14 protein-coding genes and 2 pseudogenes are annotated in these 21703 nt (G+C 43.0%); 9 read left to right on the forward strand and 7 right to left on the reverse strand.

The genetic code is table 11. The features are described 5' to 3' along the window. Positions 1-552: 552 nt before the first annotated feature. From AB204_RS06410 to AB204_RS22275, 8 genes and pseudogenes are all read left to right on the forward strand, one after another. Positions 553-1179 carry an NfeD family protein gene (locus tag AB204_RS06410; RefSeq protein ID WP_047962552.1) on the forward strand — a complete coding sequence of 209 codons (627 nt, stop codon included), beginning with the start codon at positions 553-555 and terminating at the stop codon, positions 1177-1179. Positions 1180-1214: 35 nt separating this feature from the next. Beyond that, positions 1215-3419 (forward strand): flotillin family protein, encoded by a 2205-nt coding sequence (locus AB204_RS06415; RefSeq protein ID WP_235428039.1) that lies wholly within the window; start codon positions 1215-1217, stop codon positions 3417-3419. Positions 3420-3526: 107 nt separating this feature from the next. Further along, positions 3527-8476 carry a DNA repair ATPase gene (locus tag AB204_RS06420; RefSeq protein ID WP_047962553.1) on the forward strand — a complete coding sequence of 1650 codons (4950 nt, stop codon included), beginning with the start codon at positions 3527-3529 and terminating at the stop codon, positions 8474-8476. 18 nt (positions 8477-8494) lie between these two features. Further along, positions 8495-8617: pseudogene (locus AB204_RS21250) on the forward strand (LemA family protein); the annotation flags it as partial. A 9-nt stretch (positions 8618-8626) separates the two neighbouring features. Beyond that, entirely contained in the window at positions 8627-9022 is a 396-nt protein-coding gene (locus AB204_RS06425) for a hypothetical protein (protein ID WP_047962554.1), read from the forward strand. Positions 9023-9122: 100 nt separating this feature from the next. Beyond that, positions 9123-9677: a rhomboid family intramembrane serine protease gene (locus AB204_RS06430; protein WP_324292609.1), complete on the forward strand. Its 555-nt coding sequence runs from the start codon at positions 9123-9125 to the stop codon at positions 9675-9677. A gap of 463 nt (positions 9678-10140) precedes the next feature. Next, on the forward strand, positions 10141-10500 hold the full coding sequence (locus AB204_RS06435) for a tlde1 domain-containing protein (RefSeq protein ID WP_047962556.1): 360 nt from the start codon (positions 10141-10143) through the stop codon (positions 10498-10500). Positions 10501-10502: 2 nt separating this feature from the next. Continuing rightward, positions 10503-10886, forward strand: coding sequence for a hypothetical protein (locus AB204_RS22275; RefSeq protein WP_072061400.1), 384 nt, complete (start codon positions 10503-10505; stop codon positions 10884-10886). Positions 10887-11159: 273 nt separating this feature from the next. Here AB204_RS22275 and AB204_RS06445 read toward each other — a convergent pair whose 3' ends face one another. Then, the gene (locus AB204_RS06445) at positions 11160-12608 is read right to left on the reverse strand and encodes a flavin-containing monooxygenase (protein ID WP_047962557.1); all 1449 of its coding nucleotides are present in this window, start codon (positions 12606-12608) and stop codon (positions 11160-11162) included. A gap of 117 nt (positions 12609-12725) precedes the next feature. Here AB204_RS06445 and AB204_RS22695 point away from each other — a divergent pair, with 117 nt between their 5' ends. Then, positions 12726-12881, forward strand: coding sequence for an AbrB/MazE/SpoVT family DNA-binding domain-containing protein (locus AB204_RS22695; protein ID WP_161796539.1), 156 nt, complete (start codon positions 12726-12728; stop codon positions 12879-12881). A 45-nt stretch (positions 12882-12926) separates the two neighbouring features. Here the strand turns inward: AB204_RS22695 and AB204_RS06455 are convergent, their stop codons facing one another. The 6 genes and pseudogenes from AB204_RS06455 to glmS form a co-directional block, all read right to left on the reverse strand. Continuing rightward, positions 12927-16100 (reverse strand): type III restriction-modification system endonuclease, encoded by a 3174-nt coding sequence (locus AB204_RS06455; RefSeq protein ID WP_047962559.1) that lies wholly within the window; start codon positions 16098-16100, stop codon positions 12927-12929. 10 nt (positions 16101-16110) lie between these two features. Further along, positions 16111-18069, reverse strand: coding sequence for a site-specific DNA-methyltransferase (locus AB204_RS06460; RefSeq protein ID WP_235428040.1), 1959 nt, complete (start codon positions 18067-18069; stop codon positions 16111-16113). A 231-nt stretch (positions 18070-18300) separates the two neighbouring features. Continuing rightward, a complete protein-coding gene (locus AB204_RS06465) occupies positions 18301-18849 on the reverse strand; it encodes a GNAT family N-acetyltransferase (RefSeq protein WP_047962560.1) in 549 nt (182 codons plus the stop codon). Continuing rightward, positions 18830-19135 (reverse strand): type II toxin-antitoxin system TacA family antitoxin, encoded by a 306-nt coding sequence (locus tag AB204_RS06470; RefSeq protein WP_047962561.1) that lies wholly within the window; start codon positions 19133-19135, stop codon positions 18830-18832. The genes AB204_RS06465 and AB204_RS06470 overlap by 20 nt, the downstream gene beginning before the upstream one ends. A 294-nt stretch (positions 19136-19429) precedes the next feature. Continuing rightward, a pseudogene (locus AB204_RS24110) lies at positions 19430-19602 on the reverse strand (IS982 family transposase); the annotation flags it as partial. Positions 19603-19846: 244 nt separating this feature from the next. Beyond that, on the reverse strand, positions 19847-21676 hold the full coding sequence (gene glmS / locus AB204_RS06480) for a glutamine--fructose-6-phosphate transaminase (isomerizing) (RefSeq protein WP_047962563.1): 1830 nt from the start codon (positions 21674-21676) through the stop codon (positions 19847-19849). Between the last annotated feature and the right edge of the window lie 27 nt (positions 21677-21703).

The following is a 21703-nucleotide window of genomic DNA, read 5'->3' on the forward strand; positions in this document are numbered from 1 at the left end:
AGGCTTTGGATCAACTTTCTTTTCTTACCCTGAACAGCCTTAAAAAAGCGACCAAATCTTTTCTGGAAACTCGTCGTACTTACTGTTTGCGACAATTCGATAACGTAGGTGAATATCTGATCTCATAAAACCCGCATATCGTTATAATATAACATTACGATAATCCGATTTCTTGTTGCTGACAACTCTCTTTTGCTGCTATTCACCGAATAGAACTAAAATGAAAAAAGCAAATACAGGCTAATAATTTAGTTTGTCACTATTTCTTATTCATATTGAGGCTCTTAGATTTTTTCACTATTAATTTTCACTTAATGAGAAAATTAATTTATATTTGTTGGTCATTTTGATATTCATCATTTCATTTCGCCGTAAATCCATAAAACAGGCATGCTTATCGCCAAATTCCCATGATAAATATCAGGTAATCAGAGTAATCCAATTATTGCGATACGATTCAAAAAAGACCTTTTTTCCGCTATTAACTTATTCTGAAAACTGATTTAATTAAGCATTGCTTAATAATCATTATCACCTTGAGACAGCATTCTGATGGCGCTTTTTTTACAAAACTGCTTGGCTTTTCCCGTTGTTATTTTCAGTGGGCTATTATTCATTGTTTTGTTTTATTGGATATGTGCTGCTTTTGGTTTGCTTGATATTGATTTCCTGAGTGTGGATGTAGATAGCTTAGATGCTTCCTCACTGGCTGGCTGGTTAACAAAACTCGGCCTCACTGGAATTCCTGTCACCGTTATTATTACGCTCATTACTCTGATTGGCTGGCCACTCAGCTATTTCAGCATGCACTTAATGCTCCGTTTCATTGAAACTGATGTGCTCCGTTATTTACTTGGAACCGCCACTTTCTTTATCGTGAGTTTCATTGCCCTGTTATTGACGGCAATGCTCTTGCGCCCATTACAACCGAAATTGTCCAGACTCAATCGTTCCAACAGTGTTGACAATCTGATTGGCAAAGTCGCCGAAGTCCGTTCCCCCATTGTGACTGAACAGCGTGGTGAAGCCCTGATGGATAATCACGGAGCCAGTTTAATCTTACAAGTACGAGCACCAGAAAGTGACGGTATTACTCGTGGAGATCGTGTCGTATTGATCAGTTATGACGCTGCAACCCACAGTTACACCGTGGTGAGTGAAGATGAATTTAAGTTGTAACGACTTACTAGCCCCAAAATAAAATGGAGAAATACATGTCAGATATTGCCATGGCAGATTTCATGCCTTTCTTGATCATCGTTGCGACGATAATTGTCGTCATTCTGGGTTTCTTTGGGCTTTTCAAAGCGTTTTACATCAAAGTCCCGCAAGGAACCGCGCTGATCGTCAACGATATGTCCTCCCAGCCAAAAGTGCATTTTACCGGTGCGCTGGTTTATCCGATTATTTACAAAAAGGAGTTCATGCGCATTTCTTTGCTGACTCTGGAAGTCGATCGCCGTGGTAAAGATGGCCTGATCTGTAAAGATAACCTGCGTGCTGACATTACCGTTGCATTCTACCTGCGTGTTAATGAAACCACCGAAGATGTACTGAAAGTGGCGAAATCCATTGGCGTAGAGCGCGCTTCTGACCATAACGCCGTCAATACCCTGTTCAGCGCCAAATTTTCAGAAGCACTGAAAACCGTGGGTAAACAATTCGAACTGTCAAAATTGTTCGAAGATCGCCAAAACTTCCGCGATCGCATTGTTGATGTCATTGGTAAAGATCTGAACGGCTATGCGCTGGAAGACGTCGCCATCGACTATCTGGAACAAACGCCGAAAAACTCTCTGGACCCGAACAATATTTTCGATGCGGAAGGCATTCGTAAAATTACTGAAATCACCGCCATCCACAATATTGAAACCAACCAGAAAGAACGCGATCAAGAACTGGCTATCCAAAAGAAAAATGTAGAAACCCGTGAAGCCAGCCTGGCACTGGAGCGCCAGCAAGCGGATGCAGAAGCCCGTCAGAAGCGTGAAATCGAAAGTATCCGCGCCCGTGAATCTGCTGAAACTTTGCGTGTACAGGAAGAAGAGCGCTTGAAAGCAGAGCAGGCTCGTATTCAGACCCAACAAGAAATTGAAATCCGCGAAGAAAACCGTCTGCGTGAAGTCGAAGTGGCACAACAAAATCGCTCCCGTGCCGTCGCCATTGAGATGGAAAAAGTCATTCGTGCACAAGAATTGGAAATTGTTTCCCGTGAACGCGAAGTCGAACTCCAGCGCATTGATAAAGAAAAAGCACTGGAAGAAGAGCGCAAAAACATCTCTAACGTGATTCGTGAACGTGTTGCCGTAGAGAAAACCGTGGCGCAGGAAGAAGAACGCATCAAAGAAGTCCGCATGGTTTCTGAAGCCGACCGCCAGAAGCAGGTCACCATTATTCAAGCCCAGGCCAAAGCGGAACAAGAGCTGGTTCGTCAGGTGAAACAAGCCGAAGCGGATGAGAACAGTGCCAAGTATAAAGCATTGGAAATCAGTACGATGGCACAAGCAGAGCTGGAAGCTACCGCCAAGCAGTCAGAAGCGAAAAAACGTATGGCCGAAGGTATTGAAGCCGAAGAAGCCGCATTAGGTCTGGCCGAAGCACGAATTCGCCAAGCCAAAGCCGAAGCCGAAGAGAAAGAAGGTCTGGTACAGGCGAATGTGATTGCAGAAAAATTGCTGGCAGAAGCCCGTGGTACGCAGGAAAAAGGTCTGGCAGAAGCACGTGTTCTGGAAGCCCAGGCCAGCGCAGCCGAGAAACAAGGCCTTGCCGAAGCGAAAGTTCTGGAAGAGAAATTGACAGCACAGGCGCGTGGTGATGAACAACAAGCCAATGCTAAAGAAAAACTGGGTTTGGCGGATGCCAAAGTGCTGGAAGAAAAACTGGTGGCACAGGCTCGCGGTGAAGGCCAATTGGGTTCTGCACAAGCAGAAGTTATCCGTCAGCGTCTGAAAGCAGAAGCGGACGGCCTGACCGACAAATTCACGGCGATGGGTAATCTCAACGATACAGCTCGCGATCACGAAGAGTTCCGTATGCAGCTTGAGAAGAACTTCGAACAAGCGATAGCCTCCATTGCAGCCAACAAAGAGATTGCCAAAGAGCAAGCGGAAGTGTTGGCAGCGGCGCTCAGCAAAACCAACATTGATATCGTCGGTGGTGACGGCAGTTTCTTTAATACCTTCTCCAAAGCGCTCAGTGTGGGTAAAGCCATTAATGGCGTGGTAGACAAAAGCCCTCTGGTCAAAGAAGCCGTGCAGAAGTTACTGGCTGGAAAAGGTGAAAAAGAAATCAGCGAAAAAGAAGTGGGAGAACAAAAGCTAAACCTCGATTCACTCCTGCAAAACCCAGAAGTGCAGTCTTTGGTCAACATGTTTGGTGCAAATAAAAAACGCCATAACAAAGAAAGTACCGAAGAGTAAAAAGCAACACTTATCCGTCACGGTTGCCTGTGACGGATTTTCCCTGCACTCCATTTTCCCTGTACTACGCACCATACTGAACCATATTGAAGGAAACGTGATACGCCATGTCAGATAGCCAATTGAATAATCGTGAACAGGAATTACTGGATAATGCTGTCGCGGAAGGCGGAGCCTACGATATCTTACGCAGTCGTCTGTCTGAACAAGGCCAGCAGCTACATGAAAAAGCTAGCCTGTTGAACAGCCGACGTCTGAAAGAGTTTGGCAAAAACCAGACTGATATTATCGGGCGTATCCGCATCCGTACAGAAAACAACTGCGTTGCCCGTGATATTGTCCGTGTCGGCAATTGGTTATTGTTTGGCTACAACGTATTCCTCGGCTTAAAAAAAGAGACGCGGGTTGAAGATGTTTTTTCCCTGTACAGGCTCAAGAAAGAAAATGACGAATATGATGTGGAATCCGTCGCGCTGACAGGCACGTTTCTCAACATCACCAGCTTTGTACAGGATTTCAACGAGCTTTACACTTACTACAAAAACACCCAGCTATTGGAACTGGTTGAGCGTGATGGCAAATTGCTCGCCAGCTTTCAGATTGGTGAACGAATTACCGACATTCGCGTGTTTCGCTGGGCAATCTCCAGCGACAAAACAGAAATAACCTACATTGATAACCGTGGTGAACGTGATATCGCTTTGCCTCCTGCCTATGATTTTGAATGGCAGAAAACCACGCGCGAAAACACCGTAAATGGCCGCTATCCACATATGAACATTCTGGATACCGTGTTTGTGGAAACCATTGGCGGCGATCTGACCATTAAATGTGAAAACAACACCGAAGATGGATTGGGGATCTACCGGGAAGCGGTGCTGGATAAAACCCAATCACTGGATGATGCCCAGATTGAATACGCCCAGACAGGCAGCCTGATCCTGTTGAAAATCCTGCCCTACCGTGAAGAATCCTGGCGTTATCTGGTCTATAACACGCTGACCCAAAGTGTGCAGCGCATTGATGCCATCGGTCTGGCCTGTATTCAGTTACCTGAAGATCACGGTATTATTTTCCCCGGCGGCTATTATCTGCAAAGCGGGGAATACAAAACTTTCGATCAGCCGATGGATGGCATGCGTTTTCGTCGTGTCCGCCGATCCCCAAATGGCGAAGATGTCATGTATATCTTCTATGAACCTAATTTAGGCCGTTTGGCTCTGTTCAATTACAACTTAATCGAACGCAAACTCCAAAACCCACTATTTGGTCACGGCTATGCCATGCTGGAAGATGGTCAGATGGTGCTGTTTGAAGGGCAATCAGAGGAACCAACCCGCATCCATCCGATGCAAATCTGGCAAACTCCGTTCTATTCTGACGAATACGCTGCTCGCCAACCTGCGAGAAACAGCTTTTTAGGCCGCATCGGTAATGCTGAACTGGTGCGCGGTATTTCCGATCTTTACCATATTGCTAAGGAAATTGAACAACAGCAAATTTCCTCCCTGCTCTACGAAAAACTCTGCCAGGATGCCCGCCGTTTGGTAGATATCTATTATTGGCTAAATGACGAACAAAGCCTGCATATCTCCGGGTTACTGAAAGAGATTGCCAATACCGGTGAGAAGGTACTGGATGAATACGAAAAAGTAGAAAGTATCCGTCGCCAGTCCATTCGGGCCATGAATGAGGCGACATCACATCAGAAAGCGTTACTGACAGCGATGCTGCCTGAAAGCTGGACTGAAACTCAGCAATTTATTGAAGCCTTAAACAGTTTGAGCATCCAGCGTGGTCACTTGATCACACTGCGCGACCATCGTTATATCGATCTGTCCCGCCTTGATGAAATGGAAGCGCAACTGGCTGATAACCAACAGCGTATTTCACTGGCGACTGCCGAATTTCTTGCCAGCGAGAAAGCACTACAGCCATTTACTCTGCAATTGCAAGAACTGGAAAAACAGGTTCAGGCCGCTGCCAATCGCGCCCAGCTTAACGAGCCACTGGCGGGCATGGAGAAAATGTCCACCGATCTGGATATGTTGTCAAACCTGATGGCTTCGTTGAAATTCGAGGACACAACCCAACAGACCCATATTATTGAGTCGATTTCCGAAATTTATGCCCTGCTGAATCAGGCTCGTGCCAGACTGCAACAACGGCGTAAAGAACAGGGCGCGGTTGAGTCCGTCGCGCAGTTTGGTGCACAATTTAAATTATTCAGTCAGGGGATTACTAATGCCCTGACACTTTCTACCGATCCAGAACGCTGTGACGAACAGCTTTCCCGCCTATTGGTACAACTGGAAGAGCTGGAAACCCAATTCAGTGATCACGATGAGTTCCTGAATGACATTCTGGATAAACGTGAAGAGTTGCTGGAAACCTTTGAAACCCACAAGCAGTCATTGCTGGATGAACGTCAGCGTAAGACCCGGAACTTGCAGGTTGCGGCAGAACGTCTGCTGGATAGCGTTAGTCGCCGGACAGCAAAATTTTCGGCCCTTGATGAACTGAATGCCTTCTTTGCTTCCGATACCCTATCGCTGAAAACCCGCGAAATTATTGAACGTTTGCGTGAACTGAAAGACAGCGTAAAAGCAGACGATATCGATGCCAAATTCAAAGCTGCGCGAGATCAGGCGATCCGCAGCCTGCGGGATAAGACTGAAATCTATGAAGATGGCGGAAACGTTATCAAACTTGGTCCACGCCACCGTTTCAGCGTGAATACCCAAGAGCTGGATCTCACCATCCTGCCACGGGGCGATCATCTCTATCTGCACCTGACAGGCACAGATTATCAGGAACCCATTGATAGCCCGGAACTTGAATCCCTGAAACCTTATTGGTCGATTACTCTCGAATCAGAATCCCCTCAGGTTTATCGCGCTGAGTACCTTGCTTATTCACTGATTTATGCAGCGAGTAAAGAACATGATGACCTGACACTGGATGGCTTGAAATCCCTGTTAAGCAAGCCAGATATTCTGGAAAAAACCGTTCGTGAATTCGCTGCACCCCGCTATAAAGAAGGCTATGAAAAAGGTATCCATGACCATGACGCAGTGGAAATCCTGCGTAAATTAATTCCGGTTGGGGAAAGTGCCGATCTTTTACGGTTCAACCCTCATGCCAGAGGGATTGCCGTGCTTTTTTGGGAACAAGTTCAACACGAAGAACAGCCTGCATTGTGGCCTGAACGTGCCCGTACCTGTACCAATATTTATCAGCTTTTCCGTAATGATGCTGGCTTACTGGATCTTCAGGCGGAAATCGAAGCAGAGATTAGCCTGTTCCTTGAACGCCATCCAATTAAGTGTGAACCTTACCAACAAACACAAGCAGCGGAATACCTGGGCCTGGCACTGAGCCGGACAAACGTGGAATTCAGTTTCAGCAAATATGCCCGTACATTATTGGAAGGACTGCAATCTGAACTGGAAAAAGCCCATATGTGGGGGGATTTCAGCCACTCCCAACAGAATCTCGGTCAACGTTTTACTCAACGCTGGATGCTGGTGGAAAATTGGCTGAATGGTCTCTGTTCCCTGCCAGAATTTTCCTCTCTGAAAGGATATATTTCAGAAGCCGTGGCGTTGGTTTTATTAGAAAAAACGCTGAATGCCCGTTTCAGTGAAGTAGATCTGCACTTTACTGTTACCGGCTTGATTGGTGAACACTCTTCCATCGTTAACCAAGCTCTGACTCTCAGCCTTGATGACTATTTCTGCCGGATGCGCAAACAGCGCAAAGTATTTATTCCGGCCTATCATCATTATCAGGAATTGCGTCAAGGTGTATTAAACCAACAGAGAAAAAATCTGCGACTCCATGAATTCAAGGCCCGCCCGCTCAGCTCATTTGTACGTAATAAACTGATCAACGATGTGTATCTGCCACTGATTGGCGATAACCTTGCCAAACAGATCGGGGCGATCGGGGAAGGTAAGCGAACGGATCTTATGGGGATGTTATTAATGATCTCCCCGCCCGGCTACGGCAAAACAACGTTGATGGAATATATCGCCAATCGCCTTGGTTTGATCTTCATGAAAATCAACGCGCCTGCGTTAGGGCATGATGTTTTGTCGCTCGATCCGGATCAGGCGCCAAACGCCACCGCCCGTCAGGAACTGGAAAAACTGAATCTGGCGCTGGAAATGGGCAATAACGTGATGCTGTATATCGATGATATCCAGCATACCAACCCTGAATTCTTACAGAAATTTATTTCCCTGTGTGACGGTACACGACGTATTGAAGGGGTCTGGAAAAACCAGACTAAGACCTACGATATGCGAGGGAAAAAATTCTGCGTTGTTATGTCTGGTAACCCTTATACCGAATCTGGCGAATTGTTCAAAATCCCGGATATGCTGGCAAACCGTGCTGATATCTACAACCTTGGTGAAGTGTTGGGTGGTATGGAAGAGGCATTTACGCTGAGTTATATCGAAAACAGCCTGACATCGAATCCGGTTCTGGCACCGCTGGCATTACGTGATATGAACGATTTGTATCTGTTTATCGATAAAGCGATGGGCAAACCGTTCTCCAGCAATGGCCTGAGCTATCCCTACAGTGAAGCGGAAATCACTGAAATTGTCGCGATCCTTGAACGCCTGCTGATGATGCGGGAAATCGTATTTAAAGTGAATCAGCAATACATTGCCAGTGCTGCGCAATCCGACAAATACCGGACAGAACCACCGTTCAAGTTGCAGGGCAGTTACCGCAACATGAACAAACTCAGCGAAAAAGTTTCTGCTGTCATGAATGACGAAGAGATACGGCGCATTATTCATGATCACTATTTAGGTGAAGCCCAATTGCTGACAAGTGGCGCCGAAGAGAACCTGCTCAAACTGGCAGAAATTCGCGGCACAATGACACAGGAAGAAGCGCAACGCTGGCAGCAAATCAAACGCGATTTTATGCGAAATAAAGCACTGGGTGGTGATAATGCCGATGTGGGTGACCGCGTTGTGGCACAACTTTCTGATTTGGTTGAAAGTGTTCAGGCTTTGGGAAGCTACCCGAAGCATTAAAAGGAAACTCGCCGTGAATTTTTTAATGAGAGTGTTGCTCTCTATAATACTGGCATTCAAACCTTCCCTAATCTGATACTTGCCAGAATATTAGGTTATCAACCACGCACCATGCTTGATATCAGTGCCAGTGATAAATAAGGAAATTTCATGCTGACCATCCCTTTTGAACTATTTGGTTTTGCCGATATGATGGAAAAAGAACCCGGATACGTCATTGCCATATCAACCTTTGGCCTGTTTATTCCTTTCTTCATATTCGCTATATTGCAGAAAATTCCTCCATTAAGGACTTTCTCCAATATTATCCTGGGAACTCTTGGATTATCATTGTTTCCAAATTTAATCGCATTGATGTCTCTATTTGCTCTGAATATCAAAGGAATACATGCGTTCTTTATCTGTATAATTATTATGCTTGGCTGCTTTTTCTTTATCCTGTTTAATTATCATCAGTTGGCAGATTATATTAATTCACCTTTACCTGGACATGATCCGGAAATAACCGATAGAAAACGGAGTAAAAAAAGTAGAAAAATAAATTAGATAGTCCTTCAGCAAGAGAGAACCGATAATTCTCATGTTCTCTGTTATGATAGGGAAAGAAAGTCTTAGTAAGCCGTTTCCAATTCTTAACAGGGAGGCAATGATGACAGTATGGTTTAAACAACGCTTAAATATCCTTATAGGAATAGCTTTAATACTGATCACCATTCAGTTAATTAATAGCTTCACGGGGTATGCCTTAAATCATTTCGGCCTTATTCCCCGCCATGTTCAAGGGCTAATTGGTATCCCTTTCTCTCCTTTCCTGCATGGCAGTTGGGAGCATCTGTTTAGTAACGTTCCCGTCTTATTAGTACTCAGTGCATTGCTGATGACTCACTCCATTCGTTATTATTTACTGGCCAGCCTGTTTATTATCTTGACGGAGGGAACTCTGCTCTGGTTATTTGGCCGTGCTGCCATACATATTGGTGCCAGCGGCTGGATTTTTGGTTTATGGGGATTATTACTGGCTAATGCTTATTTCCTGAGAAGGTTTAAGGATTTCTTCTTTGCGATTCTGGTGTTCATCTTCTATCAAGGAATTGCCTTCGGTTTGCTGCCGTGGCAACAAACCGAAGGACATATTTTTGGTACTCTCGCAGGGGTAGTTTTCTCTTGGCTTACTAAAAAATGGATCATTACACATCGCTAGTTCAGAAAAACAAAAAATATGGCGGGAGAATTCATTTTAAAGACCGGATTACAGCTATTGAGAGAGGAAGCTAACTTCTCTCCAAGAGCTATAGTCGGGAAACTTAGCCTATGTGTCGAATTGCCCAACGGTGACATCAGAACGTTTAGGATATGAGACTTATTTTGTTAAAAATATAGCGGCCTAAAATCAAATAAATCTACTTACGGTTTAATTAAAATTAGATCGGATTAGATTAACTTAAATTCAATTTATATTAAACCAACTTAAATTAAAAATATAAAGTGGAACATTCCAATATAAATTAATATTTATTAACATTTCTATCTAATAATTAATCTTTATGGTTATTGAACACTACGATAAATGAATGATAAAGTAAGTATAAGCACATGCAATGCTTTTCACTCAATGTACTTTATATCTATTCTCTATATCCATAAAATCTAAAAAGGAGTTTTAAATGGTTTGGACTTATCATCAATACTCAGGTGACCTATATCATAACGACAGATTAGTTTATCGTGGCGGATATAGTGGGAAAGGGATACATAAAAACAACCCTGCATCAGAATCAATACGCGGGAAAGGCCCTATTCCTAGAGGAAAATATACTATAGGGGGATATACAAGCAGCAAAGGACCAATGACTATCATTCTGGAACCGTGTGATTGTAATAATATGTATGGAAGAGACCTTTTTAGAATTCATGGAGATAGTAGAGAAAATCCTGGGCAAGCATCAGAAGGTTGTATCATTGTAGGGCCTGATGCCAGAAGGGAAATAATCAGCTCTGTAGATAGAGAGTTAGTGGTGGAATAAGTATGAAAAAATTCATTTTACTTGCAATGTTATTTGTTCCTAGTATTGCATTATCTTCAGCGAAAGATTCAACAAAAGAAGCTTTAGATTACTGTGCAACAACCGAATCTTGGGCTGCTCAAAAAGTGATAGATGCAGCAGTCGAGAGAAATAAACAGCTTGATCGAATGAAAGCGACCTCTTCCCTAATTGAGAGAAATAAATTGGTAAAAGGGAAGAAACCAATCACATTCGAAGACTGGGGTCAGTTATACACTCAAACAATAGAAGTCTCTATTCCATATATCGATAATCACAAAAAACCTGTTATTTTCATAGCCTCATCAATCATATCAGCGGAAGAGTGTTCATTAACAGAACCCGCTTACTTTGATATAACTCACTAAAAAGATTAATTTTATTCTCAAAATAGGATTAATCAGGGGCTTTATCGCTTTTCAAAACGATAAAGCTTCCCCCTTTTTACTCTCATGAGCAGTTGAAATCACATGCTAGGCCCATAGTTACGGTTGGGTTTATTTTTTGGCACTGGCCGTTCTAATTTCTACTGCCTTATCACCTGTTCTGCCTGCAAAAGTTCTCGAACTGCTGGAGCTGCATTGTCAATTCGGTCACACGATTGTTTAACTAATTGGCTTGTTTTGTCGGATATTAAAAAGTTACTTCCAGCGTAATGCCATATCATCTACTGGTTGCCCTATAACTTCTTTATCCTTTTTATAATCGTGTGGAACATACCAATTTGGGCTGCGCCCCTGACGAGGAAGGCCAAATTCACCACGTTGTACATACCCCGATCGCAATGCACCAAAAATATGCTCATTGGACAATATTTCACCCGATTGAGCATGTGGGGTTACAACCGTGGCATGGCGGCGATCCATCTCGTTTAACAAGCGACAAATATATTCTGCTGATAGATCAACTTTCAATGTCCAGGCATTATTGATATAACCAAACAAATAGGCGAAATTAGGGATATCCTGTATCAATGTCCCCTTATAGAGCATTAGGTTATTGCTTTGCTGTTGTTGTCCATCAACTAAAAGCTCAATTCCGCCCATCAATTGTAATTGCAGCCCTGTTGCTGTCACTATGATATCCGCAGGTAGTTCTTTACCAGACTGCAATAAAATACCGTTTTCAGTTATACGTTCAATCTGGTCGGTAACGATAGACGCTTTGCCTTCTCTCAATACCTTAAATAGATTGCTGTCGGGAACAAAGCACAGCCGTTCATCCCATGGCATGTACTTTGGCGTAAGGTGTTTCATATCAAAATCAGGGCCGACCTTCCTGCGAGCTAACCCCAGCAAAAACGATTTCAACAGCTTGGGAAAATACCGACTTACTTTATATATCGAACTGAAAAAGAAGATATTACGACTTCTGCTTAACGCGTAAATCCAACGTGGTGGAATAATGCCGTTGAAAAACTCCGCCATCTTATCTTTTTCCGGTATTGAAAAAATGTAGCTCGGAGAACGCTGAAGCATGGTGATATGTTCAGTGTCATTGGCCATGGCTGGAAGTAAAGTGACAGCAGTTGCGCCGCTCCCAATCACAACAACCCGCTTCCCTTTGTAATCTAATGTTTCAGGCCAATGTTGGGGGTGAATGACCGGACCTTTGAAATTTTCAAGACCGGGAAATTTGGGTAAATGAGGAGCATCATAGTTGTAGTAACCTGTCGCACCGACAAGAAAATGACAGGTAAATTGCCGAGTTTCCCCACTGGTTTCGTCAATCGCGGTAATAATCCATTGGCGAGTTTCATTTGACCAATTAGTTTGGGTGATCTTTAATCCAAACTGTATTTTCTTATTAATTCCATACTCTTCCGCCGCTGAATGGAGATAGCGCCTGATTGAAGGTGCATCTGCAAAAATACTGGTTTCTGTCCAAGGACGAAATTTATAGCCATAACTCATCATATCGGAATCTGTGCGAATACCTGGGTAGCGAAATAAATCCCAGGTTCCACCTATATTATGGCGACGCTCCAAGATCCCTACTTTCTTGTTAGGACATTCTCTTGCCAGATGACATGCCATACCAATGCCAGAAATTCCAGCTCCCATAATCAAAACATCATAATGGTTATTCATGTTACCCCCTCCTGCAAAAAGGCTTTCTAATCAGATAAGTAGCTTGCTGTTCAATATGTCATGTTATTTTTTATTTGCAGGGACAACCATTTGCATTTATATGGGGGGAGTATCAGGATGTTAATGATCAGAGCAAAAGGCAAGGAACGTACTATCACACCTGTTCAAAATACATGGGATAGTTTTTTTCTCTTAGGTCAATCCGTGGCTGACGATTTTTTATCTGAACGCCCTGATCAAGTAACCAGTCAAAGAGAATCATTTGATGATTAAATATCTACTAAGCAATTATGCACGGCTGATAGCCGTACATAAAGATTAAAAATGAGCACTGAACGTATCAAAGTTATCGACTTTGACAAATTTGGCAGCATTGGGTATCTCTTTGCCATCTTTGTCTTTGCTTAACGCATTGAAATGCTCAACGCCACACTTGATCTTAGCCTGTTCAGCCTCACGCAGATCATCTGAGAATATACTTGATTTCGTTTCAACCACGAAGTAAAGCTGCTCTCCCATTCCATCATCTTTGTCAATTAATACCGCCCAATCAGGATTGTAACTGCCCAGCGGGGTATCAATCTTGAACCAAGATGGCAGCTTGGAATAAATCTTCACTTCTTCAGCGCGTTCTAGCTTTTCGGCGAAGTTAAACTCGGTATCTGAATCACAAATGATATAGTCATATATCGATTTTTCAGCTTTCACCATATCTTTGAGGTAGCCAGTCAGCTCTTCTTCCTGGAAAAGCTCTTGGGCATAGTATGTTTCTTCACCAAGACGGTGATATTTAACACCACCTACAATGACAATACGCATTTGTTTACGAATAACCTCACCAGCTAACTCGATAAAGCGCTGAGGGTTGTTTTTGAAGGCTTCCAACTTATCGCCCAAACCCAGCAGAATATCGATAATTGTCTGACGGGTCAGATTGGTCTGATCGGTCAGATAAGTCACGATATCAGGCAACTGGAAGTTGCGATTGCGATAATACTGGATTTTGGTTTTCTCATCGTAGGTTTCCAGTTCGGCTTCAGTAACCGCAACCTTAACTTTGGTGTACTGAAACTTGGCGCTGGCTACCACCACGTTCTCTCTAATTTCCTTGATACAGTTTTCAACCAGGTCGTTGATATTAAAGTTAACACGATAAGTTGTTTTGTATTTAATGCGCCCCCAAAGCGCCTTAAAGGCTTCACCAAGTACAACCTGCTTACCATTTGTATCTTCACACAAAGCGACAGAGCGCTTCTCTTCGTGTTTTTTCACGTTCAAGCCTTTTGTCAGTTTCTTCAACGTGGCAACGATGGCATCAGTATGCTCAGTGACACTGGAAGGCAGACTCACCTCGTTGTTATTAATGGCAATTTTCAGCGCATCCTGAATCTTGCCTTTGGCATCGATATAACCTTGAAACATAAGGTGCCGGAAGATCTCTTCTGACTTCTTCGCCCCCAAGAAGGCTTTCTGATCCAGTCCGCCAGAAACAACAATGTTGGCAAATTGGTGAGACTCAACCGCACCAAATTTAATGCCTTCTTCCGCTTCAATCTCTTTTTGCAGTTCAGAAACAAAGCCTTCATAAGATTCGTTTGCCATAACGGTCAGCGTATTTACCTCAAAACCATAAGGCACGCGCTCACCCGATTGATCAACGGCTAAACGTAGGCCACGACCGATTTCCTGTCGTTTTTTAGTGATTGAATTGGTTTCATTCAACGTACAGATCTGGAAAACATTCGGGTTGTCCCAGCCTTCTTTCAGTGCTGAGTGTGAAAAGATGAAGCGCAGCTTCTCGTCTATAGATAGAAGCTTTTCTTTGTCTTTCATGATCAGGTTATAGGCCGACTCATCGGCCGCAGTTTTTCCCCCTTCGCCTTTAGATGAAAGCTTCGAATCAGCAAACTGAGGTTTGCCAGAAGCATCTTTTTTCTTGTCCTGTGCAAAGTAGCCATCATGCACCGCTTGAATGAGTTCTCGCAACGCGGCTTCGTTGATGGTGTATTTATCTCCATCATGATCCCAGATTATCGGGTATAACACGCGATATTTGGGCTTGCTAACCAGCCTGGCAAACTCTTCTTCAAACCACTTGGCAAACTTACCCTGAACAGGAACGCCATCTTTAGAGTAGCCGCGGTAGTTGGCAACCTTATCGATAAAGAACAGACTCAGCACCTTAATCCCTTTCTGGCTTAGAATTTTCGGGTGCTCGAGCCTGTCATAGCCCGTTGTTACCTTGTGATAGAATTTCAGCTCTTTTTCCAGATGCTCTTCGATAGTTTTGGCTATTTGAATGCGCTTAAAGGCCTCTGAATCCACTTCACCAATGGCTTGCCCAAGGCGCACAATTTCATCGCGACTGGTAAAATCAATATACTCATTACCTTCTTCGCAATAAATATCGTTAACAATATAGCCTTCATAAACACTACGCCCACCCGAAAGTTCGAATAAGTCATTAATCTGACCATCTTTGATAGTTATTACCTTACGTGGTTGCAGCTTACCTGTGCGTGTTTGAGCGTCAATTTCAATCTTGGCAGAAATGGGGGACGTCTTATTATCAACACTCACTAGCTTGATGTAGGCTTGGTTGTGCCCGTCCTTAACATCCAGAGAAGCAACCTCAATTTGCTTAACCAGTTTACGTTCATAGGCATCGATAGCGTCAAGTTTATACAGCAGATGTGGCGCTTCCTTCAACGTGGCTGAATAACGGAATGTACACAGCGGTTTTAAGCTGCCAATCGCTTCTTTTCGGTTTGCCGTTGATACTACTGATTGTGGTTCATCAATGATTACCACAGGGCGAGTAACCTGAATAAATTCAATAGGCTTCATCCCGTTCAATCTGTCATCTGTACGGTGAATCAGATTCGCGGTAGTTTCCTTTGTCGGATCGGTGAATGACTTACTGAACGCATCAATATTGATCACCATGATTTGGATGTAATCATTGGTAGCAAAGTTACGGATCTGTTCGCGCTTTGATGAGTCATAGACAAAATAGTCATACTGGATATTTTTGTACTGCTCACGGAAGTGCTGCTCAGTGATTTGCAGTGATTTATAGACACCTTCTTTAATCGCAATAGACGGCACCACGATGATAAATTTTGTCAGTCCATGACGCTGATTTAGCTCAAAGATAGAACGCAGGTACACATAGGTTTTACCTGTACCAGTTTCCATCTCAATGCTGAAATCTAGACTTGGCAGTTCTTGTTTGACGTTTTCAACCTGTGGCAAGCCATTCTTTAACTGGACATTACGTGTGTTGGCATAAATCTCATCAGGCAATAAAGCGAGAATATTACCAACACCGATGTCGTTGTTCTTACCAAAGATATCTAGCTGCTGATTCGCCAGCATATTATCAGCTACAGTGAAATTGGATTGAAATGTTTCCTGCCCTTCAAACACACCTAAAACAGCCTCAACCGCATCTATTTGGTGTGATAAGTCCGATCTAAATTGAATCTTCATTACCATCACCTTAAATGCTCTTCACATCGTTGATACCATACTGCTTCAGGATCTGAATCGTATTGGCCTTCACTACGCTGTCGGCAAAGCCTTGGTCTTTAAAAACGACTTGAGTACTTTCTGGATTGAATTTTTCTTTCAGTTTGACGATGCCCTCAACCACCTGTTCAGTGATACCATCGTCCAAGCAAACCATTAAGGCACCTGTGCCAACAACAAATACTCTTTTACCTTCTACAATTGCTTCTTCAACATGGGTGGTCAATTCAATACCGTATTTAAGTAGGATTTCATAAAGAATATCTTCTGAGCTTCTATTATCTTTTATGGAATTAGCTGCTTGTTGGATAACTGATTCTAGATCATCAAAATCAGCGTCCCAGCTGTTAATATTGGTGTCACTCAAAGTAAACGCTTTAAAGCCAGTATCCACATTAGAGTTTTCTAATGCTATTTTATCACCAGCTCTCCGGATTCTTTTCTTAGTGATATCGCTTATTTTCTTGTATTCGCTTATAGGTTTTATAAGTAGCTCAGGTAATTGGATAGCAATAAATTTACGATTACCATTATCTTTTGAATTTCGAGCCATTATGGCATGAGCGAGGGTTCCCGAACCCGAGAAAAAATCCATGCAGATTTCATTTAAATTTGGAGGACAAGAATACACGACTAAATCTTCAATAAATTCAACAGGCTTTGGATTATCAAAATCTACGTCAGTCATGAGCGCTCTATATTTCTTTGTCGCGCCATCAGTCGAATAGTCAGTGCCAAACATAACTGATTTTGGTTTTACACGTTTGATAGTTCCTGATTGATCTAAGTAATCTTTTTCATATATATTGCGCTTATCGCTATCTCGAACTGTTCGACCAATTAAACTATCTAATCTCAGGCTAGCTGTACTTTTCCCCCACCTCCAACGACCATCTACATTGTTTGACTTTGCTGGAAGTACTATCTTAGAAAAGACTTCACTTTGTTCTAGACTCACATTTCCCGTCATGGGATCCACGTAGAACGGATAATACATATTTGGTCTTTCTTCCCGCGTATCTGCTCCTCCACGTTTACGTAACTCAATAAGGCGATACCTTCCGTTTTCATCAGAGAATTTGTAATCTTTAACTTTGCTATCTGTGAGGTCTAGCCCATATTCTTCAAACAAGTCTGATTTTTTGTACATCAGAAGTCTTTCATTTGCTGTCGCAATATTCTTTTTATCATTTCTGCCTTTTAAGTTATTTACGACACACACATCAGCTACGAAATTTGTCTCACCAAAAATCTCGTTCATGATGTTTCTTAGATTTGAGGACTCATTGTCATCTATAGATACAAATATCACTCCATCTTCTTTAAGAAGGTTCCTTGCTAATTTCAAGCGAGGATACATCATAGACAACCAATTAGAATGGTAACGTCCAGAAGCTTCTGTATTAGTACTTAATTTTTTACCATCAATACTTACTTGACCAGTTACTTCTAAGTAATTTTTTATATTATCTTGGAAATGATCAGTATAAACAAAATCCTTGCCCGTATTGTAAGGAGGATCGATATATATCATCTTAACTTTCTTGTGATAGGCCTTTTGCAACAATTTAAGCACTTCAAGGTTATCACCTTCAATAAAAAGGTTCTCTGTGGTATCCCAATTCACACTTTCTTCTTTACAAGGGCGTAGCGTACCTGTTGATGGAGTTTGGGCAATTTGACGTGCGCGGGTTTTACCATGCCAAGTGAAGTTATAGCGCTCATCTGAATCATCAACGACTTCACCAAGCACAGCTTTTAAAGCGTCAAAGTCGATTTTTCCTTCAGAAAATACCTCAGGGAAAAGCTGTTTAAGTTGATCGATATTTTCTTGAGTGATATCCGCACTCTTGGATTCTGGGTAGTTCAGGGTGATTTTTTCAATTGTCATCAGAGGAATTCCATTTATTGCCAACTGAGCAAAACTCATGCCCGTGGCTCATATTCTTCGTTAAACTGTTAAATTGTTGCCTTAATCGCAGCAAGTTACTGTTTAAGCGTAGTAAAGAATTCCTGAGACATCATAATAAATACTGATGCTCTTATAACATAAACTGATATATGAAACTAAAACCACCGGACCGCCAACATTCCACTGAATTGAAAACAGCGCCTGTTGCAACACTACGGGCCATGCCCTGCGCACTAATAAAAAATCCGGTCAGCTTCCACGTATAGATGCCAATAAATCCTGAATTTTTAAAAACATGGGAGTTGTTCCATTGGATGCAGGAATTCCCAATTCAACAAATCCGAGAAGTGTGTAAAATGCAACGGCATCAGGATCAGCATCCAAAAATATTCCCTTAATTGGCATCACATTATGAACTTTAATGGCATGCCCTAAAAATTCCCTCATTAAAACATGACCATATCCTTTCTTTTGATGTTTAACTGATACTCCCAGCATCACCAAACGAACAACAGAAAGGTCACTTGGCATTGAGCCGCTTAATACGCCACTGAGCCGAGATTTTGCCAGTGAATAGCCAGTAAAACTACAGACTCCGAGTAATTCACCCGTTTTAGTGTCAATTAGGACTTTGGCAACACAATTTCCATTGGCGACGTTGCTCTTAAGACTATTGCGAACATAACGATTAATAACATGATTGCCACAATCAAAAGCTTTTTGACCCGGGTATGTCATATCGCTCTGATAGTTCACACAAATGTATTCAACCATGATTTCATTTAATCGCTTTTCCATCTTTGCTCTTTCTCATCAAAGCACATAAAGCAAGTGTTGGAGATGCGGGTTCAGCAATCAGTACATTCAAGGTACGCCAGTTTTCTTCATCTAATTCACGACGTTTTTGGTTTTCCAGAACTTCCTCCGCCCGCTCAAAAGCCGCATTCAAGATAAAAGCACTTAAATCAACACCCGCAACCTGCGCGGCCTGACGTAAGATTTCTTTTAGTTCGGTGCTGGTTTTTAACTCTACACGGGCATTTTTAGCCGCCTTGAGCGTTTTTTCCACTGATACCGTTGCCATTCTAGGTCACTCCTGTTGTTTGATAATTACTATTTCTTACTCGTTTGTAGGAATAGTTTTTGTGTATATATTGTACTGATGGAAGATAGCATTTAGTGGAGCCAGATGCAATTATGTACGGCTGTAAGCCGTACGCATAAGATGGAAGTTTAACAACTGAGTGGCACCTATTTGCTGGTTTAAACGCCGTCTGGTTGTCGGTGTCGAACTGTTTCAAATTTTTTAACGACATGTATTTAAAGTAAGAAAGGGACACAAGGGAATGAGTGTCCTCATTTTCAACGTTAACATTCACATATAACTGACCAGATCTGGAAATCGTGATGAAAATATTTTTTAACATGTTGAAGATAAAACGTTTTGAATGCCCGATAGTGACTCATATGGAATAAAATGAGGATCGCCATCATTTCACTGAGCGAAAGGAAAACCTGCCGATGACGTTTGAGTTGCTCATCATTTTCAATTGCATTTGATGTCATTTTTTTTAAATTCTTAGTAAGCATTATTTCAAGTTTATCTAAATAGAACGACTATTCCCGCTAAAAACCATGATACTTATAAGTAGAATTTTCTTATCGTTAACAACATGAGATCGTCCGATTAAATGTTTTTATTCAGTTAAGAATAAAAAAATCCGGTCAGCTTACGCATAACCGGATTTAGAGAGTTTTAATCTTCTTTATGTTTCTATATTAAAACAGATGGGTTTTACTCCACCGTCACCGACTTCGCCAAGTTACGTGGCTGATCCACATCCGTGCCTTTGATCAATGCAACGTGGTAAGACAACAATTGCAGTGGCACGGTATAGAAGATCGGTGCGATCAACTCTTCTACGTGTGGCAGGGAGATGATCTTCATGTTTTCGCTGTTAGTGAAACCTGCATCCTGATCAGCGAAGACATACAACAAACCGCCACGGGCACGAACTTCTTCGATATTGGATTTCAGTTTTTCCAGCAGTTCGTTGTTTGGCGCAACGATAATAACCGGCATATCCGCATCAATCAGTGCTAACGGGCCATGTTTCAGCTCACCGGCTGCGTAAGCTTCTGCGTGAATGTAAGAAATCTCTTTCAGTTTCAGCGCACCTTCAACCGCGATCGGATATTGATCGCCACGACCAAGGAACAGTGCATGATGTTTTTCAGAGAAGTCTTCCGCCAGTGATTCAATCAGCTTGTCTTTAGACAACATGCTTTCAATACGACTTGGCAACGCATGCAGAGCGTGGACAACATCTTGCTCCAGTGCTGCATCTGCACCTTTCAGGCGCCCCATATATGCTACCAGCATCAATAACACAGTTAACTGTGTGGTGAAGGCTTTGGTGGATGCTACGCCGATTTCTGCCCCGGCTTTGGTCATCAGGGCAAATTCTGATTCGCGTACCAGAGAGGAACCTGCCACGTTACAGATGGTCAGTGAAGTCAGGTAACCCAATTCTTTAGATAAACGCAATGCAGCCAGAGTATCCGCCGTTTCGCCAGATTGGGACAGGGTGATCAGCAGGCTTCTTTTACGGCGCGCCGGCTTGCGGTAGCGGAATTCAGAAGCGATTTCAACATCACATGGAATGCCCGCCAAAGATTCAAACCAGTAGCGCGAAACCATTCCTGCATTGTAAGAAGTACCGCAGGCAACAATTTGGATATGCTCAACTTGAGACAATAATTCCGCTGCGTTAGCGCCCAGTTCTGACAGATTTACCTGACCATTGCTCAAACGGCCTTCCAATGTGCTTTTGATCGCCATTGGCTGTTCGTAAATCTCTTTCTGCATGTAGTGACGGTATACACCTTTATCACCTGCATCGTACTGAACGTTGGATTCAATTTGCTCGCGCTCAACCGCTTCGCCCTGTACATCAAAGATACGAACGGTACGGCGGGTGATTTCTGCAATGTCACCTTCTTCCAGATAGATAAAGCGACGAGTTACTGGCAGTAACGCCAGTTGGTCAGAGGCAAGGAAGTTTTCCCCCATCCCCAAACCAATCACCAATGGGCTGCCAGAGCGTGCTGCTACCAGTACATCAGGATGACGGCTATCCATAATCACAGTGCCATAAGCGCCACGCAATTGTGGGATCACACGCTGAACCACTTCCAGCAATGAGCCGCCTTGTTGCTGTTCCCAATGAACAAGATGGGCGATAGTTTCTGTATCTGTATCAGAAGAGAAGATGTAACCACGCGCTTTTAACTCTTCGCGCAGCTCTTCGTGGTTTTCAATAATGCCGTTATGCACAACCGCAATATGTTCAGAAAGATGAGGATGGGCATTGCGTTCGTTTGGTTCACCGTGAGTCGCCCAACGAGTATGAGCAATCCCTGTGCCACCAATGACTGGCTGTTTATCTGCTTCATCAGCCAACATTTGTACTTTACCCACTTCACGCAGGCGGGTCATACGGTTTTCACTGTCAACGACAGCTATACCCGCAGAGTCATAACCTCGGTACTCCAGGCGACGAAGACCTTCGATCAGAATTTCTGCAATATCTCGTTGTGCTACTGCACCAACAATTCCACACATTTTGTTTTATTCCTAAGAACAGGGCAA

It is taken from the genome of Xenorhabdus khoisanae, from assembly GCF_001037465.1.
GTDB classification, from domain to species: domain Bacteria; phylum Pseudomonadota; class Gammaproteobacteria; order Enterobacterales; family Enterobacteriaceae; genus Xenorhabdus; species Xenorhabdus khoisanae.

Bases quoted from the DNA above. Each gene is read 5' to 3' on its own strand.
- AB204_RS06410 (WP_047962552.1), top strand. From the start codon at position 553: ATGGCGCTTTTTTTACAAAACTGCTTGGCTTTTCCCGTTGTTATTTTC.
- AB204_RS06415 (WP_235428039.1), top strand. From the start codon at position 1,215: ATGTCAGATATTGCCATGGCAGATTTCATGCCTTTCTTGATCATCGTT.
- AB204_RS06420 (WP_047962553.1), top strand. From the start codon at position 3,527: ATGTCAGATAGCCAATTGAATAATCGTGAACAGGAATTACTGGATAAT.
- AB204_RS06425 (WP_047962554.1), top strand. From the start codon at position 8,627: ATGCTGACCATCCCTTTTGAACTATTTGGTTTTGCCGATATGATGGAA.
- AB204_RS06430 (WP_324292609.1), top strand. From the start codon at position 9,123: ATGATGACAGTATGGTTTAAACAACGCTTAAATATCCTTATAGGAATA.
- AB204_RS06435 (WP_047962556.1), top strand. From the start codon at position 10,141: ATGGTTTGGACTTATCATCAATACTCAGGTGACCTATATCATAACGAC.
- AB204_RS22275 (WP_072061400.1), top strand. From the start codon at position 10,503: ATGAAAAAATTCATTTTACTTGCAATGTTATTTGTTCCTAGTATTGCA.
- AB204_RS06445 (WP_047962557.1), bottom strand. From the start codon at position 12,608: ATGAATAACCATTATGATGTTTTGATTATGGGAGCTGGAATTTCTGGC.
- AB204_RS22695 (WP_161796539.1), top strand. From the start codon at position 12,726: ATGTTAATGATCAGAGCAAAAGGCAAGGAACGTACTATCACACCTGTT.
- AB204_RS06455 (WP_047962559.1), bottom strand. From the start codon at position 16,100: ATGAAGATTCAATTTAGATCGGACTTATCACACCAAATAGATGCGGTT.
- AB204_RS06460 (WP_235428040.1), bottom strand. From the start codon at position 18,069: ATGAGTTTTGCTCAGTTGGCAATAAATGGAATTCCTCTGATGACAATT.
- AB204_RS06465 (WP_047962560.1), bottom strand. From the start codon at position 18,849: ATGGAAAAGCGATTAAATGAAATCATGGTTGAATACATTTGTGTGAAC.
- AB204_RS06470 (WP_047962561.1), bottom strand. From the start codon at position 19,135: ATGGCAACGGTATCAGTGGAAAAAACGCTCAAGGCGGCTAAAAATGCC.
- glmS (WP_047962563.1), bottom strand. From the start codon at position 21,676: ATGTGTGGAATTGTTGGTGCAGTAGCACAACGAGATATTGCAGAAATT.